Annotated in this window: 12 protein-coding genes; 4 read left to right on the plus strand and 8 right to left on the minus strand. The window is 50.2% G+C overall.

Annotated elements, in window-relative coordinates; genetic code table 11:
- Genes B5D63_RS10290 through B5D63_RS10300 form a run of 3 tightly spaced genes read right to left on the minus strand, consistent with a single transcriptional unit; the run spans window position 1 to window position 3,895 of the window.
- Window positions 1-999, minus strand: coding sequence for a sugar kinase (locus tag B5D63_RS10290; RefSeq protein WP_078668735.1), 999 nt, complete (start codon window positions 997-999; stop codon window positions 1-3).
- Window positions 1,000-2,394 (minus strand): glucuronate isomerase, encoded by a 1,395-nt coding sequence (uxaC, locus tag B5D63_RS10295; protein ID WP_078668736.1) that lies wholly within the window; start codon window positions 2,392-2,394, stop codon window positions 1,000-1,002. It abuts the gene before it with no gap.
- Between the two features lie 10 nt (window positions 2,395-2,404).
- The gene (locus B5D63_RS10300) at window positions 2,405-3,895 is read right to left on the minus strand and encodes a tagaturonate reductase (RefSeq protein WP_078668737.1); all 1,491 of its coding nucleotides are present in this window, start codon (window positions 3,893-3,895) and stop codon (window positions 2,405-2,407) included.
- A gap of 202 nt (window positions 3,896-4,097) precedes the next feature.
- On the opposite strand from B5D63_RS10300, the gene mnmA reads away from it, so the two are divergent.
- A complete protein-coding gene (gene mnmA / locus B5D63_RS10305) occupies window positions 4,098-5,210 on the plus strand; it encodes a tRNA 2-thiouridine(34) synthase MnmA (RefSeq protein ID WP_078668738.1) in 1,113 nt (370 codons plus the stop codon).
- A gap of 81 nt (window positions 5,211-5,291) precedes the next feature.
- Window positions 5,292-5,834, plus strand: coding sequence for a GNAT family N-acetyltransferase (locus tag B5D63_RS10310; protein WP_078668739.1), 543 nt, complete (start codon window positions 5,292-5,294; stop codon window positions 5,832-5,834).
- 55 nt (window positions 5,835-5,889) lie between these two features.
- Here the strand turns inward: B5D63_RS10310 and B5D63_RS10315 are convergent, their stop codons facing one another.
- The 3 genes from B5D63_RS10315 to B5D63_RS10325 all read right to left on the minus strand — a co-directional run bounded on the left by B5D63_RS10315 (window position 5,890) and on the right by B5D63_RS10325 (window position 11,544).
- Window positions 5,890-7,047, minus strand: a complete 1,158-nt coding sequence (locus B5D63_RS10315) for an RsmB/NOP family class I SAM-dependent RNA methyltransferase (RefSeq protein WP_078668740.1) — start codon at window positions 7,045-7,047, stop codon at window positions 5,890-5,892.
- Between the two features lie 69 nt (window positions 7,048-7,116).
- Window positions 7,117-8,685 (minus strand): 2-oxoglutarate dehydrogenase complex dihydrolipoyllysine-residue succinyltransferase, encoded by a 1,569-nt coding sequence (gene odhB / locus B5D63_RS10320; RefSeq protein WP_078668741.1) that lies wholly within the window; start codon window positions 8,683-8,685, stop codon window positions 7,117-7,119.
- A 102-nt stretch (window positions 8,686-8,787) separates the two neighbouring features.
- A complete protein-coding gene (locus B5D63_RS10325) occupies window positions 8,788-11,544 on the minus strand; it encodes a 2-oxoglutarate dehydrogenase E1 component (RefSeq protein WP_078668742.1) in 2,757 nt (918 codons plus the stop codon).
- 253 nt (window positions 11,545-11,797) lie between these two features.
- Between B5D63_RS10325 and rpsT the strand changes: the two genes are divergently transcribed.
- Together rpsT and B5D63_RS10335 are read left to right on the plus strand one after the other, a co-directional pair.
- On the plus strand, window positions 11,798-12,052 hold the full coding sequence (gene rpsT / locus B5D63_RS10330) for a 30S ribosomal protein S20 (protein WP_078668743.1): 255 nt from the start codon (window positions 11,798-11,800) through the stop codon (window positions 12,050-12,052).
- A gap of 89 nt (window positions 12,053-12,141) precedes the next feature.
- Window positions 12,142-13,872 (plus strand): M14 family metallopeptidase, encoded by a 1,731-nt coding sequence (locus tag B5D63_RS10335; RefSeq protein WP_078668744.1) that lies wholly within the window; start codon window positions 12,142-12,144, stop codon window positions 13,870-13,872.
- Window positions 13,873-14,446: 574 nt separating this feature from the next.
- Here the strand turns inward: B5D63_RS10335 and B5D63_RS10345 are convergent.
- Window positions 14,447-15,490 carry a beta-ketoacyl synthase chain length factor gene (locus tag B5D63_RS10345; RefSeq protein ID WP_078668746.1) on the minus strand — a complete coding sequence of 348 codons (1,044 nt, stop codon included), beginning with the start codon at window positions 15,488-15,490 and terminating at the stop codon, window positions 14,447-14,449.
- Window positions 15,480-16,694, minus strand: coding sequence for a beta-ketoacyl-[acyl-carrier-protein] synthase family protein (locus B5D63_RS10350; protein ID WP_078668747.1), 1,215 nt, complete (start codon window positions 16,692-16,694; stop codon window positions 15,480-15,482). Before B5D63_RS10350 ends, B5D63_RS10345 begins: the two co-directional genes overlap by 11 nt.
- Between the last annotated feature and the right edge of the window lie 3 nt (window positions 16,695-16,697).

Genomic DNA, 16,697 nt, shown 5'->3' on the forward strand with positions numbered 1-16,697 from the left:
TTACATCAGTTTTATTATATCCTCGTAAGAGGTAGTGTTAAAATCTCCTTTCACAAAAAACTTGGAATAAGCAGCGGCAGCGGCAAAAGAGATGATGCCCTGATCATCCTTTCCTTCCAGCTGTGCATGAATAAGGCCCGCCATAAAGCAGTCACCGCTGCCTACACGGTCCACCACTTCCTGTGTTTCATACTCTTTTGAAATACTGGTCTGCCTGTTGTGATAATAGAACGTGTAGTATTGTGCGTGGGTAGTGTCTTTGCTGAAACGGAATGTAAAGGCAACCCTTTTACAACGTTTATTCCCCGCCGTTATCTCTGTTGCTACTTTCACCGCTTGTTCCAGGTACGCGGTTTTGGTGTCTGCTTCCAGCGCTGCATTGTCCAGTGTGGTGCCCAGCATGGTATGGGCAGCCCAGATATTGCCCATGACCACGTCGCAATAAGCCACCAGCTCAGGCATTACTTCATGCGGCTGCTTGCCGTATTGCCATAATTTGCTGCGGTAATTGAGGTCGGTGGAGATAGTCATTCCTTTACGGGTAGCGGCTTCCAGCACTTCTTTACAGATCACGGCAGCATCAGGGTTCAACGCAGGGCTGATAGCGCTCCAGTGAAACCATTCGGCATCCCCCAACAACTCGTCCCAGTTGACCGTCCCCGGCGTTATCTGGCTGAAAGAAGAATATTTGCGGTCATACACCACCTCGGCGTGCTTCAGATCACTGCCCTGAGCAAGGTAATAGATACCGATCCGGTCTCCACCCCATAACATCCGGTCAGTGGCAATACCGCGGTCACTCAGTTGTTTCAGTACATCTCTGGAAAAACCGTTTTCCGGCGCCTTACTGATATAAGCCACCGGCGTACCCCAGCGCGCCAGTGCGGCGGCCACATTGGCTTCTGCGCCACCGACAAAAATAGCGGAACTATTGCTCGCCAGGTCGGGTGACAGGCGCAACAATAGTTCCCCGAAAGTGATAACTTTTACAGACTTCATCTAAAAATCAAAATATGCTTTTGCGTTGTAGTAACAAATATCCTGGACCATTTTCCCTAACCATGGAATGTCGTTCGGGAGTTCACCGTTTTCCACATCACGACCAATGAGATTGCACAAAATACGACGAAAATATTCATGACGGGGAAAAGATAGAAAACTCCGGGAATCTGTCAGCATACCTACAAAACGGCTTAGCAGCCCCATATTGCTCAGGGTATTGATTTGTTTCTCCATCCCGTCTTTCTGGTCGAGGAACCACCAGCCGGAGCCAAACTGGATCTTACCGGGTATGGTACCGTCCTGGAAGTTGCCGGCCATCGTGGCAAACACTTCGTTCCAGGCGGGGTTGAGATTATAGATAACGGTCCTGGCCAGTTTGTTTTTCTTATCCAGTGCATCAAAGAAAGCGCTCATAGCAGCTGCCATGCTCCAGTCGCCGATGGAGTCTACACCGGCATCAGCGCCCAGTTGCTGCAGCAGCCGGGAATTGTTGTTGCGGATAGCCCCGGCATGAAATTGCTGGGCCCAGCCCCGCGCGTGGTTCCACTCGCAGATCTGCAGCAGCATGGCGGTTTTAAACTGCTCGCTCTCATAGGGAGTGGCCGCCTGATGGTCACGGGCGTTGAGGAAAATATTGTCCAGCTCCTGTTGTGTATAAGTGGCAAAGGAGAAGGTGGTAATACCGTGGTCGCTCAACCGGCCGCCGGCTTCATGGAAATAAGTATGACGTTGTTGCAGCGCCTCTGTCAGGTCGCGGTAAGAGCGGATCTCGCGGTTGGTAACAACTGCCAGCTTATCCACGAATGCATTGAATACAACCGGTGTGTCCACTGCCATGGCTTTGTCGGGCCGGAAGGTAGGCAGTACGCGGGTACCAAAAGGTTTATGGGCGATGGCCTGGTGATGTTCCAGCGAATCGGTAGGATCATCGGTGGTGCAAACCACTTCTACCTTAAAATGTTGCAGCAGCTGTTGGGTGGAAAGCTTCGGCAGCTTGTCGTTACCCGCTTCCCATATTTTTTCGGCGGTAGCTTCGTTTAACAGGTCGGTGATGCCGAAAGGATTTTTCAGTTCCATATGCGACCAGTGGTACAGCGGGTTACGCATGGTGTACGGTGTTGTTGCTGCCCAGTGGCGGAATTTGGTGAAGTCATCGGCACTGCCGGTGATGTACTGTTCCGCTACCCCGTTGGCCCGCATGGCGCGCCACTTGTAGTGATCGCCGCGCAGCCATATGTCTGTCATGTTTTTAAAGACCTTGTTCTGAGCAATTTCATCGGGAGGCAGATGATTGTGATAATCAATCACCGGCATCGATTGCGCATACTCAAAATATAATCGTTTAGCCGTTTCTGTTTGTAATAAAAAATCTTCCGTCAGAAATCCCTTCATATACTAGTGATTAATTTTTTGGTTGCTGGAGTTGCATCACGTTTTTCACGCCGGTCATCATGGTCTGCAGGTAGCCGGCCACGGTTTCCGCGAACTGCGGAATAACGGCCAGGTCTGATTCCCATAGACGGGTATCGGCGCAAACCTTTTCCGCCAGCTGCTGCGGGGAAGAATATGTTTTCCAGTGGGCAGCAAAAATGGTGATGTTATCATCTGTGATCTGGTATTCCTCTCCGTTCCGGGTACCGAAGTATTTACCGTCTTCCACACGGGAGGGTTTCAGAAACAGTATCATGGCCGCAAAACCGAGGCACATGTATTCCGGTAATGTCTTAAACTGTTCGTAATACCGGGTGAGGGTGCGTACATTGCGGGCATTCATCTTCGAGCTTTCCTGGAAGGTGATGCTGATCAGTTTATGTGCGATGAACGGATTGGCGAAGCGGTCCAGTACGTCCTGCGCGAAGCTGGCCGCCTGCGGGCAGGTTTGTTCGATGGTAGGCAGTATTTCCCGCAGGACCACTTCTTCAAAGAAATGCCGCATAAAATCGTCATTCATGCATTCGTATACCGTGTTCAGTCCCGAGAGGTAAGCCAGCGGTACCGCCGCGGTGTGACTGCCATTGAGCAGGCGCAGTTTCTGTTCGCGGAAAGGCACGATGCTGGGGGTGATGAGCATCCGTTCATCTGCTTTATGAAAGCCCAGGACCGACTGTACGTGGGCATCTCCTTCAATCGCCCATAAGAGGAACGGTTCTACTTCTATCCACAGCTTATCGGTGTAACCGGCTTTCTCCTCCAGTTCCGCGAGGTTACGGGGCTTTCCGGGCACAATCCTGTCTACCAGCGAGTTACAGAAATGATTCTCGTTTTCAACCCATTGCACAAAAGCTGCGGGCATTTCGTTATAGGCGGCCAGTTTTAAAACGATCTCTTTCAATAAACGTCCGTTGTCCACCACAAGTTCGGTAGGCACGATCACAAAACCGGTATTACCGCTGCCGCGGAAGTATTCGTACCGTTCTTTCAGGACGGCCAGCAGTTTACCCGGGAAAGACGCCGGGGCGCTGTCGCCGATTTTCTCCGGTACGTACTGTATGCCCACTTCGGTGGTATTGGAGATGATGGTTTGCAGGGCTGGCTGTCGTACCGCTGCCAGTACTTCCCCCCAATCTGCATTCGATTGCAAAACCCGGCTAATAGAAGAATTGATCAGTACCTGGTCAACGAGTTCCCCCTGGGCGATGCCTTTGATATGCGTGGTATACAGGTTGTCCTGGCCGGAGAATTCGCTGGTACCGCCATCAGTGGATTTCACCACTACAATACGGCCTTCGTAGCAGCCGCTGCGGTTACCTTGGTCCACCAGGTAGTCTACCAGTCCGCGTAACAATACGCCGGTGCCAAACTGCAATATCTTTTCCGGGAAATGAAAGACTTTTTCATCAACGCCGGAATTTGTCTGCTTTAATATATACTCTTTATTTAATGTATGTAGCATCTCGTCTAAATTAGGCTAAATAGATACTTAATCCAATAAATATATAATGTTGGGTTTACAAATTGTAGTGTGTGGACAAATATTAGCTAAAACTGGGTAAAATGCTATTAAAGCCCATAAACGGCTTCAATACAGGCATTTATTCTATCAATAGGCGGTTGCCCGGAAAATCAGTAATTTTGCGTCCTTAAACTATTTTAAAATGAGCAAGCATGGTAAAGTGCTGGTGGCCATGAGCGGCGGTATTGATAGTACCGTTACAGCGCTGATGTTGCATGAGCAGGGCTATGAAGTGGTGGGTATCACCATGAAAACCTGGGATTATGCTTCTGCCGGGGCCAGTAAAAAGGAAACCGGCTGCTGTAATCTCGATTCATTCAATGATGCACGCGCAGCCGCGGTGCATCACGGGTTTCCGCACTTTGTGCTGGACATCCGCGATGAATTCGGGGACTTTGTCATCAATAACTTCGTAGACGAATATATTGCCGGCCGCACCCCCAACCCGTGCGTACTGTGCAATACACATATCAAATGGCGCGCCCTCATGAAACGGGCCGATGCCATGGACTGTGAATTTATTGCTACCGGACACTACGGTCAGATCCGGCGTCACGACAACGGCCGAATGGTTATCAGCAAAGGAATCGACGAAACAAAAGATCAGAGCTACGTATTGTGGGGCATCCAGCAGGACGTCCTCGCCCGTACCATCCTTCCCTTAGGGAAATACCGCAAAACAGAAATCAGGCAGATGGCCTTCGACTTCGGGTACCCAGAACTGGCCAAAAAAGCAGAAAGCTATGAGATCTGCTTCGTGCCCGACAACGACTATCGCGGATTCCTCAAACGGAAAGTAGAAGGTCTGGAAGAAAGAGTCAACGGCGGCAACTTCGTGCTGGCCGACGGCACCATCGTGGGTAAACACAAAGGTTATCCTTTCTATACCATCGGACAAAGAAAAGGTCTCGATATCGCCCTCGGTCGCCCGGTATTTGTGACCGAAATCATCCCGGAAACCAATACCATCGTCCTGGGCAACGAAGACGAACTGCAGAAAAATGAAATGTTCGTCAGCGGTCTCAATATGGGCAAATATGAAACCATCCCGGACGGTATGGAAGCGATCACCAAGATCCGCTACAAAGACCCCGGCGCCCTGAGCCTCCTGCACAACGAAGATGGCAAAGTAAAGGTCAACTTCTTTGAGCACGTAAAAGGTATCGCTCCCGGCCAGTCAGCCGTTTTTTATGAAGGCGATGACGTTATCGGCGGTGGTATCATCCAACGCGGCCCCATTTCGCTGCACCAATAAATCTTATACTACATAAACCATAAAGGGCGGGAACCTATCCCGCCCTTTTTTTGTATTTTAGAGAGACAACCACCTTTTGTCATGCATCCGCTACCCAACATATTCCCCATACTGCACACCGACCGCCTGGAACTCGTTGAACTACAGCCCTGGCATGCCGCCGATCTGCTGGACCTCTTCAGCGACCAGCGCGTCACGCAATACTACCACGTTATGCCGCTGAAAACTGAGCTGGACGCGGAAAGAGTCATCTCCTATTTTCACCAGCGCTTTAAAGATCAACTGGGTATCCGGTGGGGCATCACCCTGCGGGGACAGTCCAGGCTCATCGGCACCATCGGCTTCAACAGTTTTCCGCAATTGCACCGCGGCGTCATCGTCTACGCCCTCGCACATGCCTACTGGGGCCAGGGATACATGACCGAAGCCATCCTCGAACTGGTCCGCTACGGCTTCCGGGAACTGGAACTCAGCCGCATGGAAGCAGAAGTAATGCCCGCCAATATTTCCTCAGAAAAAGTGCTCATCAAAAACGGCTTCCGCCAGGAAGGAACACTCAAGAAATGGATGGAATGGGAAGGGAGACTGTTTGATATTAATATGTGGGCGTTAGTGCGGGAGTGAGTTGACAAAAAATCTATTGTCAAAAAAATTGACAATAGATTTTTTGTCAGAAACATTACGAAAATCTTACAGCAAACATCGTGTCCGCACCTTTGCCATACCCTTCAATAACACCCCCCTCCTGCTGCCGCAGTTCGCTATTCTCTTCAATATACTTCACCACGTCCTCATTCTCCTGCCGGAACACGGAACAGGTAATGTAGATCAGGGAACCGCCCTTCTTCAGGAACGGTATAACGTTATGGGCTATACGCTTTTGCAGTTGCTGATATTTAGTGATCTCTTCGCGTTTAAAGAAACTCACGCTTTCGGGGGTACGGCCCCAGGTACCTGAACCACTGCACGGCGCATCCAGGATGATACCGTCAAACCGTTGTTGTCCCATTGTTTCAGGGAAGCGGTCGGAGGTAAGGTCTGCTACACGGGCCTCATAATTTTTGACACCGGCAGCAGCAAAACGCGTTTGCAAATTATCGAGGATGGAACGCCGTACATCGCTGACCAGCAGCTGCACACCGGGTTGCTGATCTTTGAGCAGGATGGATTTGCCACCGCTGGCGGCGCAGCAGTCCCACCAACGCTGGTGAGGTGCCGGACGGAACAGGGTACCGGTCTGCTGACTGGAAGCATCCTGTATTTCGTACCAGCTTTTTTCAGTCAGCAAGGTCTCTACTTTAGTACCATTGGGTAAGGCCACGGTGGCGCCATTTTCAAAGACTTCGTACGGTACGGCAGCGGTATCGAGCAATCGCCGTACCTTGTCCAGCCGGTTGTTCCGCACGCGGATAAACAATCGCGGCTGCTGCAGAAATGAAAGCCCGAAAGCTTCGGCATCTATCGCCGGGGACAGTTCATCCGACAGCGGAAAAATACGTGTAGCCGTTACCGGTAGTCCGACCAAAGCAGCCTTGTCTGTCAGTGGCAGGCTTATCTGTTCATCCCATTCGGGTTTAAGCGCCTTGAGCAGATCGGAAGAAGTATGTTCACAAAGAAAAGTGCCGGCCACCAGGCGGTCGGTTAGCGATAGCTCCCGGCCCCAGTCGCCAAGGCGGTAATAGTGGTACACCAGCTGTGAAATCCAGCGCCGGTCACGGCTTCCCATATAGGGATGTTCCTTGAAAAAAGCTTTCAGGAAATGATGCAAAGGCAGGCTGCCGGTATAGGCGCCGATAATTTTGGTAGCAGCAGCTACATAATTCTCCCAACGGGTCATACGCAAAGGTATCCTAAAAAAACGGGGCGAAGATTGCTCTTCGCCCCGTTATATTTTTAAAGCTGTTAATTAGAGTTTCAGCAGCGCTTTCAGCGGATCTTTACCGAACAGCAGTTGTTCCGGGTTCTCCAGCATTTCTTTCACTCTTACGAGGAAGCTTACAGACTCGCGGCCATCGATGATACGGTGGTCGTAGCTCAGCGCGATGTACATCATCGGACGGATCACTACCTGGCCGTTAACAGCCATCGGGCGTTCCTGTATTTTGTGCATACCGAGGATAGCGGACTGCGGAATGTTGATGATCGGAGTGCTCATCAGGGAGCCGAATACGCCACCATTGGTGATGGTGAAGGTACCACCGGTCATTTCCGGAATGGTCAGCTTGTTCTCACGGGCTTTGGTGGCCAGTTCCAGCACGGCTTTTTCAATGCCGGCCATGTCCAGGCTTTCTGCGTTGCGGATCACCGGTACCACCAGCCCTTTAGGAGCGGATACCGCGATGGAAACATCGCAGTAATCGTGGTACACCAGCTCTTCACCGTCGATATAGGCGTTCACGGAAGGGAACTCCTGTAACGCGAAGCAGCAGGCTTTGGTGAAGAAGCTCATAAAGCCCAGGTTCACCTCATGTTGCTTTTTAAAGATGTCTTTATATTTAGCACGCAGCGCCATGATGTTGGTCATGTCTACCTCGTTGAAGGTAGTCAGCATAGCGGTGGTGTTTTTAGCTTCCACCAGGCGGCGGGAGACGGTTTTACGCAGGTTGCTCATTTTCTCACGACGTTCGTTGCGGGAGAACATTTCCTGGCCGATAGCCACGCCCGGGTTCTGCAGGGCGGCGTACACATCGTCTTTCATGATTTTGCCGTGGGCGCCGGAACCTTTGATGGTGGCCGGGTCTACCTGTTTGTCGGCAATCACTGCGGCCGCTACGGGCGTAGTGCGGATATCATTCGGGATGCTGGTCACCGGGGCCTGTTGTGCCTGTGGTGCTGCAGCTTTCGCCGGTTGCGCCGCGGGGGCTGCAGCCGGAGCGGCTTTACCTGCCGGACGCGGAGCGCTGGTATCTATTTTGCAGGCTATATCGCCTATTTTTAAAGTATCACCTTCTTTGGCCACCAAAGTCAGTACGCCGGCTTCTTCAGCATTCAGCTCGAAAGTGGCTTTCTCTGATTCCAGCTCGCACAACACTTCATCCCGCTCTACATAGTCGCCTTCTTTTTTGGTCCACTTCACCAGGGTTACTTCGCTGATAGATTCACCTACTGTAGGTACTTTCATTTCAATGACCCCTTTGTTGACAGCCGGTGCCGCGGGCGCTGCTGCTGCTGCCGCCGGAGCAGCCGCTTCTGCCGGAGCTGCCGGTGACGCGGGCGCCGCCGCCTGCGCAGGTGCTGCTGCAGCCGTATCAATCGTACAGGCCACATCACCAATCTTCAGCGTGGCTCCTTCCTGTGCTGCAATTTTCAGAATACCTGCTTTTTCTGCATTCAGTTCAAAGGTGGCCTTCTCTGATTCCATTTCACACAACACCTCGTCCTGCTGCACATAATCTCCGTCTTTTTTCAACCACTTTGCAATTGTTACCTCGCTAATAGATTCTCCTACCGTAGGGACTTTGATTTCGATAACCATATTTTATCAGTTGATGGTGAACCAGTGTTTAGCTGCTGACAATCTTCGTCGCTAATGGCTAACAGCTGAACACTCGTTTCTGTTTATTGTTTGCTGTTTTAGTTAGATGTTAAAAGCAGTGTCAATGATCTGCTGCTGCTCACGGGCATGCACTTTCGCATAACCGGTAGCGGTAGACGCACTTGGATTGCGGCTGATAACACCATAGTTGATCTGCTTCAGGTTCATCTGCAGATACGCTGCAGCGCCCATGTTCAGCGGCTCTTCCTGTACCCAGAAGAAAGTAGCGCCTTTGTATTTCTGTGCAATGGCTTCCAGCTGTTTTACCGGCAGCGGATACAGTTGTTCCAGCCTTACAATGGCCACATCTTTACGATCTTCCTTGATCTGCTTGTCGCTCAGGTCAAAATACATCTTACCGGTGCAGAGCAACACTTTCTTCACCAGGGAAGCATCCGTGATGAACGGATCGTCCAGCACTTCTTTAAACCCGCCCTGGGTGAATTCTTCCATGGTGGAATAAGCACCGGCATGACGCAGGTTCGCTTTGGGAGAGAAGTTGATCAGCGGTTTGCGGAACTGCCAGGTCAACTGACGACGCAGCGCATGGAAGAAGTTAGCTGCAGTGGTGATATTGGTGATCACCATGTTTTCTTCCGCGCAGGTCTGCAGGAAACGCTCCGGACGGGCGTTGGAGTGGTCTGGTCCGCCACCTTCATAACCATGAGGCAGCAACATCACCAGGCCGTTCTGGGTCGTCCATTTCTGTTCAGCACTGCTGATATACTGGTCAATAACAGTCTGCGCTCCGTTCACGAAATCGCCGTACTGTGCTTCCCAGAGTACCAGCGCGTTGGGGTTGGCCATGGCATAACCGTATTCAAAGCCCAGTACGCCGTATTCGCTCAACAGGGAGTTATAGATTCTGAACTTGCCTTGTTTTTCGGAAAGTTCGCTTAAACGGTTGTAAGTCTCGTTGGTATTCTCATCAAACAACACCGCATGACGGTGGGAGAAAGTACCGCGTTTCACGTCTTCTCCGCTCATGCGCACATCTTTACCTTCAATGAGCAGGCTGGCGTAAGCCAGCAGTTCGCCGGTAGCCCAGTCCACTTTACCTTCTTCCTGGTACAGTTTGATTTTATCCTGCAGCAGTTTGCTCACTTTACGCAGCGGTACAAATTTTTCCGGCCATTTCATCAGGGCGTCAAACAGGTGTTTGAAGTCTTCTTCCTTAATGGCGGTCACAGGAGAGCTCTCGAAGTCCTGTGGCGTCGCCTTGCGCAGCGCCTGCCACCATTCTTCCGGTTTCTGTTTGGAGTAAGGCAGCGGATGTTGTTTTACTTCATCCAGACGGGCCTGCAGGTCACCCCAGAAAGCGGTCTCCATTTCTTTGGCCAGCGCCTGCGCCTCGGATTCACCATTGTTAAGCAGGTACTGGGTATATACTTCACGCGGATTCGGATGTTTGTCGATCAGCGCATACAGGCTGGGTTGGGTAAATTTAGGCTCATCCCCTTCGTTGTGGCCATGTTTGCGGTAACAAACCATGTCGATGTAGATGTCCTCATTAAATTCCTGACGGTAGCGGGCAGCCAGCTGGGATACTTTCACCACCGCTTCGGTATCGTCGCCATTGACGTGGAATACCGGAGCCTGTACGATGGAAGCCACACTGGTACAGTAGTCAGAAGAGCGGGCGTCATCAAAATCGGTGGTAAAGCCGATCTGGTTGTTGATCACAAAGTGAATGGTACCACCGGTGTAGTAACCTTTCAGCTTGCTCATCTGCTCCACTTCATAAACGATGCCCTGACCAGCCACGGCGGCGTCGCCATGGATCAGGATAGGCAATATTTTGTCATAGTCGCTGTCATAAATCACATCTGCCTTGCTACGGGAGAAACCGATCACGATCGGGTCTACCACTTCCAGGTGGGAAGGGTTCGGCATCAGCTGCAGGTTCACCGAATTGCCGGAAGGCGTATTCACCTGGGAACGGAAACCGAGGTGATATTTCACGTCGCCGCTGCCCATGGTCATATCCGGAACGGCCAGCCCTTCAAATTCGTTGAAGATCTGCTCGTAGGTTTTGCCGAGAATGTTGGCCAGTACGTTCAGACGGCCGCGGTGTGCCATGCCGATCACAGATTCTTTCACACCGTATTCAGCAGCCACATTGATCATCGCGTCCAGCGCAGGAATGGTGGATTCCCCGCCCTCCAGGCCAAAACGTTTCTGACCGATATATTTGGTATGCAGGAATTTTTCGAAAATAACGCCCTGGTTCAACTTCTGCAACACCCGGCGGCGCTGCTCCAGAGATAGTGGCTGGTTCATAATCGTCTCAAACTCTTTCTCCAGCCATTTGGATTTATCACGGTCGTTGATATAGGTATACTGAATACCAACAGAACCAGCGTAAATCTTTTTCATATGGGCCACAATCTCTTCCAGTGTGGCGTCTTTCAGTCCAACTACAATACCTGCATAGAACCGGGTTTTGAGATCAGCATCTCCCAGTCCATAGCTGGCCAGATCGAGGTTGGCCCCTCTGTCCTTTCTTTCACGGATGGGGTTGGTTTTAGCAATGAGATGGCCCTTTTTGCGGTATGCCTGGATCAGGCGATATACACCCAGTTCCTTGGCCTGTTGGTCACCACTCACCGGCACTGCGTTACCGCCTGCTGCCGGAGCCGCTCCCGCCGCTTTACCATTTGCGTTGGAAACCGCAAAATCAAATCCTTCAAAAAATTTCACCCAATCAGGGTCTACAGAGTTGGGATCTTTGAGGAAATCCTGGTATAACGATTCAATGTAAGCAGGATGTGAGTTAGTGACAAATGAGAAGTCCTTCATTTACAACGAGTTTTGCTGATCTTCAGTTCAAATACTTTTCTGTTGGTGCCCGATATATTAATATATGGGATTGCAAATATCGCACGTTTTTCAATACAGAGGATGGAAAAAATGAGAAAATATCATATGATTTGGGTTGATTGTAAATATGGTGGAAAGCTTTACTTTTACCCCCGGACGGAAAACTTGTTTTTTGTTTGTTTGGTATTTGGAATATCCTTACCTTTGCCGTCCGAAACTTGAAATTTGAAAAATGGCAAATCATAAAGCAACGAAAAAAGACGTACGTCAAAGCAAAAAGCGTAATGAGCGTAACCGTTACTACGGTAAAACTACCCGTAATGCCATCCGTGACCTGAAGGCGATCTCTGACAAAGCGCAAGCTGAGAAAGAATTATCTGATGTGGCATCTATGATTGACAAGCTGGCTAAACGTAACGTTATCCACAAAAACAAAGCTGCAAACCTGAAAAGCAAGCTGGCTAAGAAAATAGCTACCCTGGCTTAGTCCTTTCCGGTAACAAATATTTACAGCTCTTCCTTCACAGGGGAAGGGCTTTTTGTTTTTCCTGTCGCTTTTATATTTTTATGCTACTTATGAGAAAACTACCTGCTATCATAGTCCTTATGCTGATATGGGCCTCCTCGTCTGCCCAAAACTTCATGACCCGCTATGAAAAAACAACAGGCCGCGAAACAGCCACCTATCCGGAGGTCATCCAATACTACCGGCAACTGACCGCCCGTTATCCACAACTGTTGAAGATGATCACCGTAGGTAATACCGACGCCGGTTTCCCTCTTCACCTGGTCATCTGCTCTCCGACAAAAGATTTCGATTTCAGCAGCCTCCACCATAAAAACAAACGCATTTTACTGATTAACAACGGCATACACCCCGGCGAACCGGATGGCATAGACGCCTCCATGATGCTGCTCCGCGATATCGCCCAGGGAAAAACCAAACTGCCGGAAAATATCGTCCTCGCCGTTATCCCCGTCTATAATATTGGTGGCGCACTCAACCGTTCACCTTATTACCGGGTGGACCAGGAGGGTCCGGACACCTTCGGCTCCCGCGGAAATGGCCAAAATCTCGACTTAAACCGCGATTTTATTAAAACTGACTCCAAAAATGCCCGGGCCTTCCAGGAAATATACCACCTCATGGACCCCGACGTATTTATCGATAACCACGTCAGCAACGGCGCCGATTATCAACATATCATCACCCTGCTCTCTACCCAATACAACAAACTGGGTGGCCCCATGGGCGAATTCATGCACAACACCTTCGAACCCGGCCTGTATCAGCTGATGAAAACCAAAGACTACGACCTGGTGCCCTATGTAAATCACTTCGACGAAACACCCGACAGCGGCTGGGTCGAATTCTCCGACCTCCCCCGTTACTCCTCCGGATACACGACCCTCTTCCATACCTTCGGGTTCGTACCGGAAACACATATGCTCAAACCTTATCCCCAGCGCGTAAAAGCTACCTACGCCCTGATGGAAGCCTTCATACAGTTCACCAGCGAACACAGCGCTAAGATCAAACAGCTCCGCGACCAAACCAAACAAAGCGTCATCACGCAAAAAAGTTTTCCCCTCGCCTGGAAGTTTGATATGAACAAATACAGCCTCATCACCTTCAAAGGGTTCGCCTCCGGCCACAATCCCAGCGCCATCTCCGGATTACCACGCCTCTACTATGACCGCAGCAAACCTTATGAAAAAAAGATAAAATTCTATAACTACGCCAACGCGGAAAACTATGTGGATAAACCACAGGCATACATCATCCCTCAAGGCTGGTGGGCAGTCATCGACCAGCTGAAAAATAACCGCGTACAGCTGCAACGCCTGCCCAAAGACACCACCATCTATGTAGAAGTGTATCATATCAGCGATTTCAAAACCTACCCAAGGCCCTACGAAAAACATTATCTGCATACAGACATCAAAGTCAACAGCAGCAAGGATTCCATCCGTTTCCGCGCAGGTGACTACTACGTTCCCATGAACCAGACGGCCAACCGCTTCCTGATGGAAACACTGGAGCCCACCGGCGGCGACTCGTTCTTCGCCTGGAATTTCTTTGACGCCATCCTTGGCCAGAAAGAGGGGTACTCCCCCTATGTTTTTGAAGACACCGCCGCCGAATACCTGAAAAGCCATCCGGAGCTAAAAACATTGCTGGACAAGAGAAAAGCTACAGATACCGCATTCTCCAACAGCGCCGGCGCACAACTGAACTTTATTTATAAAAACTCACCTTACGCAGAACCGGAATACATGCGATATCCCGTGTACAGGGTATTGTAGTCCATACCTGACTGCTTCAAAAGAAAAGGAGATACAGCCGCAAACTGTATCTCCTTTTCTTTTGAAGCCCTCTCAAAGCGTTCAAAAACGCTCATCGGCCCTTTTAACGATCAATTGCAACATGCAAACACCTACGCTGATAATCAAAACACAGTAAGCTACAATGCCTATCATCAAATACAAATTGACATCCTTCCAATGATTGATGACGGCTATATAACTCAATATAATCGCCAAAAAAGCTATCGCATTAAGCCCCCGAAATACCTTACTAATCATATTTAAATAATTAAATATTTAAAATAAACCAACCAAAATATCCTGAAAATGTGTAATAAGCATCAAAAAGCAATTATTTTTCCAAATTACCTTTTTCTTCTATTTAACCTATTCGCTATAAAGACAGTAACAAACATCAACCAGGTGTAGTAGATTTTAATATATTTTTATATAAAATATGATAGTATTTAATGGGGAAATGTCGGGGTCATTGCTGTTGAATTAGCTACACAGCATCGCCCTTTCCCAACCGGGGAAAGTTTTAAGAAATGTTTGCAGATGAATAGAGAGGAAGCTACACCCGTTCCAGCACCATCATGGTATGCTGTTCGCCGTAAAAATGATTGTACAGCAATATCCTGTTGGCAGCGGCAGGGATATCCTTTAACATCGGGAACCACTGAGCAGGGACCTGTTGCCGGTGCAATAGCTGTGCGGCCAGCCACATGCCGAAGGCGCCGGCGGTATCATGTTCGCCGGAGAGATGTTTGAAGGGTAACTGCGGTATGCCTGGGAACAAGGCGTCCGCCTGCTGGTAGAAATGTTCATAACGGCTGTCGCCATTCCGGCCGGTCAGTATCAGGTCAACCCCATCTTTGAATACCGATAAACCCGCCGCTACTTTTTCGGCGGTAGGTTTGTAAAGCATTTTAAAACCGGTCAGCGCCGCTTTGGTATCCGGACCAGGCTTTCCCGTCAGTACGAAGAAAGTAGCGCCTTCACCGGCAATACTGCCGGGTGACAACTGTTCATACAGCTGCCGGCTGTCGGTAGCTGCCGGCTTCCAGAAGCCGATGCGGCTTTTGATGTAGAAATGTTCTGCGGTCATCTCCTCGAAAGCGCCTGTCAGCGTATTGGGAGCGCCTTCTGCCAGCAGCATCATGCTGTCCAGCAATGCGTTTTCAAAAGAAAAACCGCGGTGCACGAAAGTGTTGTTGTAAGCGGTGCCTTTTACCTGTAAGGCGATGAGACCGTTGACAGAGTTATAGGTAGATTGAATAAAAGGCGTAGGGTTCAGGGCTGTTTCCTTGTACTGTTCTATCTCCCGGATAAACTTTTCAGTATCCTGCAGGCTGCCTTTACCGGTACCGGTCACGATCGGTCCGATCGCTTCCACGCCGCTGTCACGGATACTTTGCAGCGCGGTGGTCAGCCCTATCTTCAGCACCCGCGTCATACGACGCAGGCTATTGGCAGGAATGAACGGTTTGTAATCAGGTTCCATACAGGTAAGCAGGTTACTGTCCGTATGCACCAGCGGCGCAGAAAAAACATCCCCTTCAAAAGTAGATTGCGGGGAAATGGCCGCCATTCCTTGTATGTAACACTTAACCTTCATATTTGCTGATCACCAGGGAGGCGTTGTTTCCTCCGAAGCCGAATGAGTTTGAAATAACATTGTTCACGGAAACGCCTTCCATCAGCGCTGTTACCGGCGTGATGTTCAGCTCTTCCATCTTTTCTGTAAAATTGAGATTAGGGAATATCAGTCCCTGCTGAATGGCCAGCACCGCATAGATGGCCTCAATGGCACCTGCTGCCGCCAGCGTGTGCCCGGTGAAAGGTTTGGTGGAACTGAACAGCGGCACATCGTTGCCGAACAGCCGTTCCAGCGCCTTCCCTTCTGACACATCGTTATTGAGCGTGGCAGTACCATGCACATTGATATAGTCCACGTCTTTCAGGGTTCGGCCGCTCATCGCCAGCGCGGCTTTCATGGACTCATAGGCGCCATCGCCTTCCGGTGATGGTGACGTAGGATGAAACGCTTCGTTGGCATTGCAGTAACCGGTGAATTCCGCCAGGATACGGCTGTTGTTGGCCCTGGCAAACGATTCGCTTTCCAGCACCAGATAGGCAGCACCTTCACCAAGGTTCAGACCGGTACGCTGCTGGTCAAACGGCCGGCAGAATTGTTTGTCTACGTTCTTCAGGGAATTGAAACCGTTCAGGGTGAAACGGGTCAGCGCTTCGGTACCGCCGCAAACCGCACGGGGCAGGAAGCCCTGTTTGATCATACGGGCGCCGAACATCAACGCATTGGCGGATGATGAACAGGCAGTACTGATGGTAGCGATATGCTCGCTGAAACCAACGGTGTCAGCTATACGTTGCGTACAGTCTGCACAGTCCAGCGTGTCGATATATTGCAGGAAAGCGCCTTCTTTGGAGGAGTCAACAATATCAAAATAAACCTTTTCGGTATCACACATGCCGCCTACCGTACTGGCATTGATAAAGCCGGTAGGAGCCGTCTGTACGTCGGTAATGCCTGCCTGCCGCAACGCTTCCCGCATGGCGGTCAGCCCCAGCAATGTAGTACGGGTGTACCCTTCCCTGGGAGTGATGCCGGCAAGGGCTGCCAAAGCATCGTTGGGATGCTTTACTTCCGCTACCGGCAATACCTGCTTGTATATGGTATCGATATAACTGGTATAACCAAGACCACTGCGTTGTTGCCTTAATTGTTCCAGGTTCTCAGCCACATTATCACCTATGGCGGTGATCATTCCCATCCCTGTTATAAACACTCTTTCCGCCATGTC

The organism is Chitinophaga eiseniae (assembly GCF_900167135.1).
Classification (GTDB): Bacteria; Bacteroidota; Bacteroidia; order Chitinophagales; family Chitinophagaceae; genus Chitinophaga; species Chitinophaga eiseniae.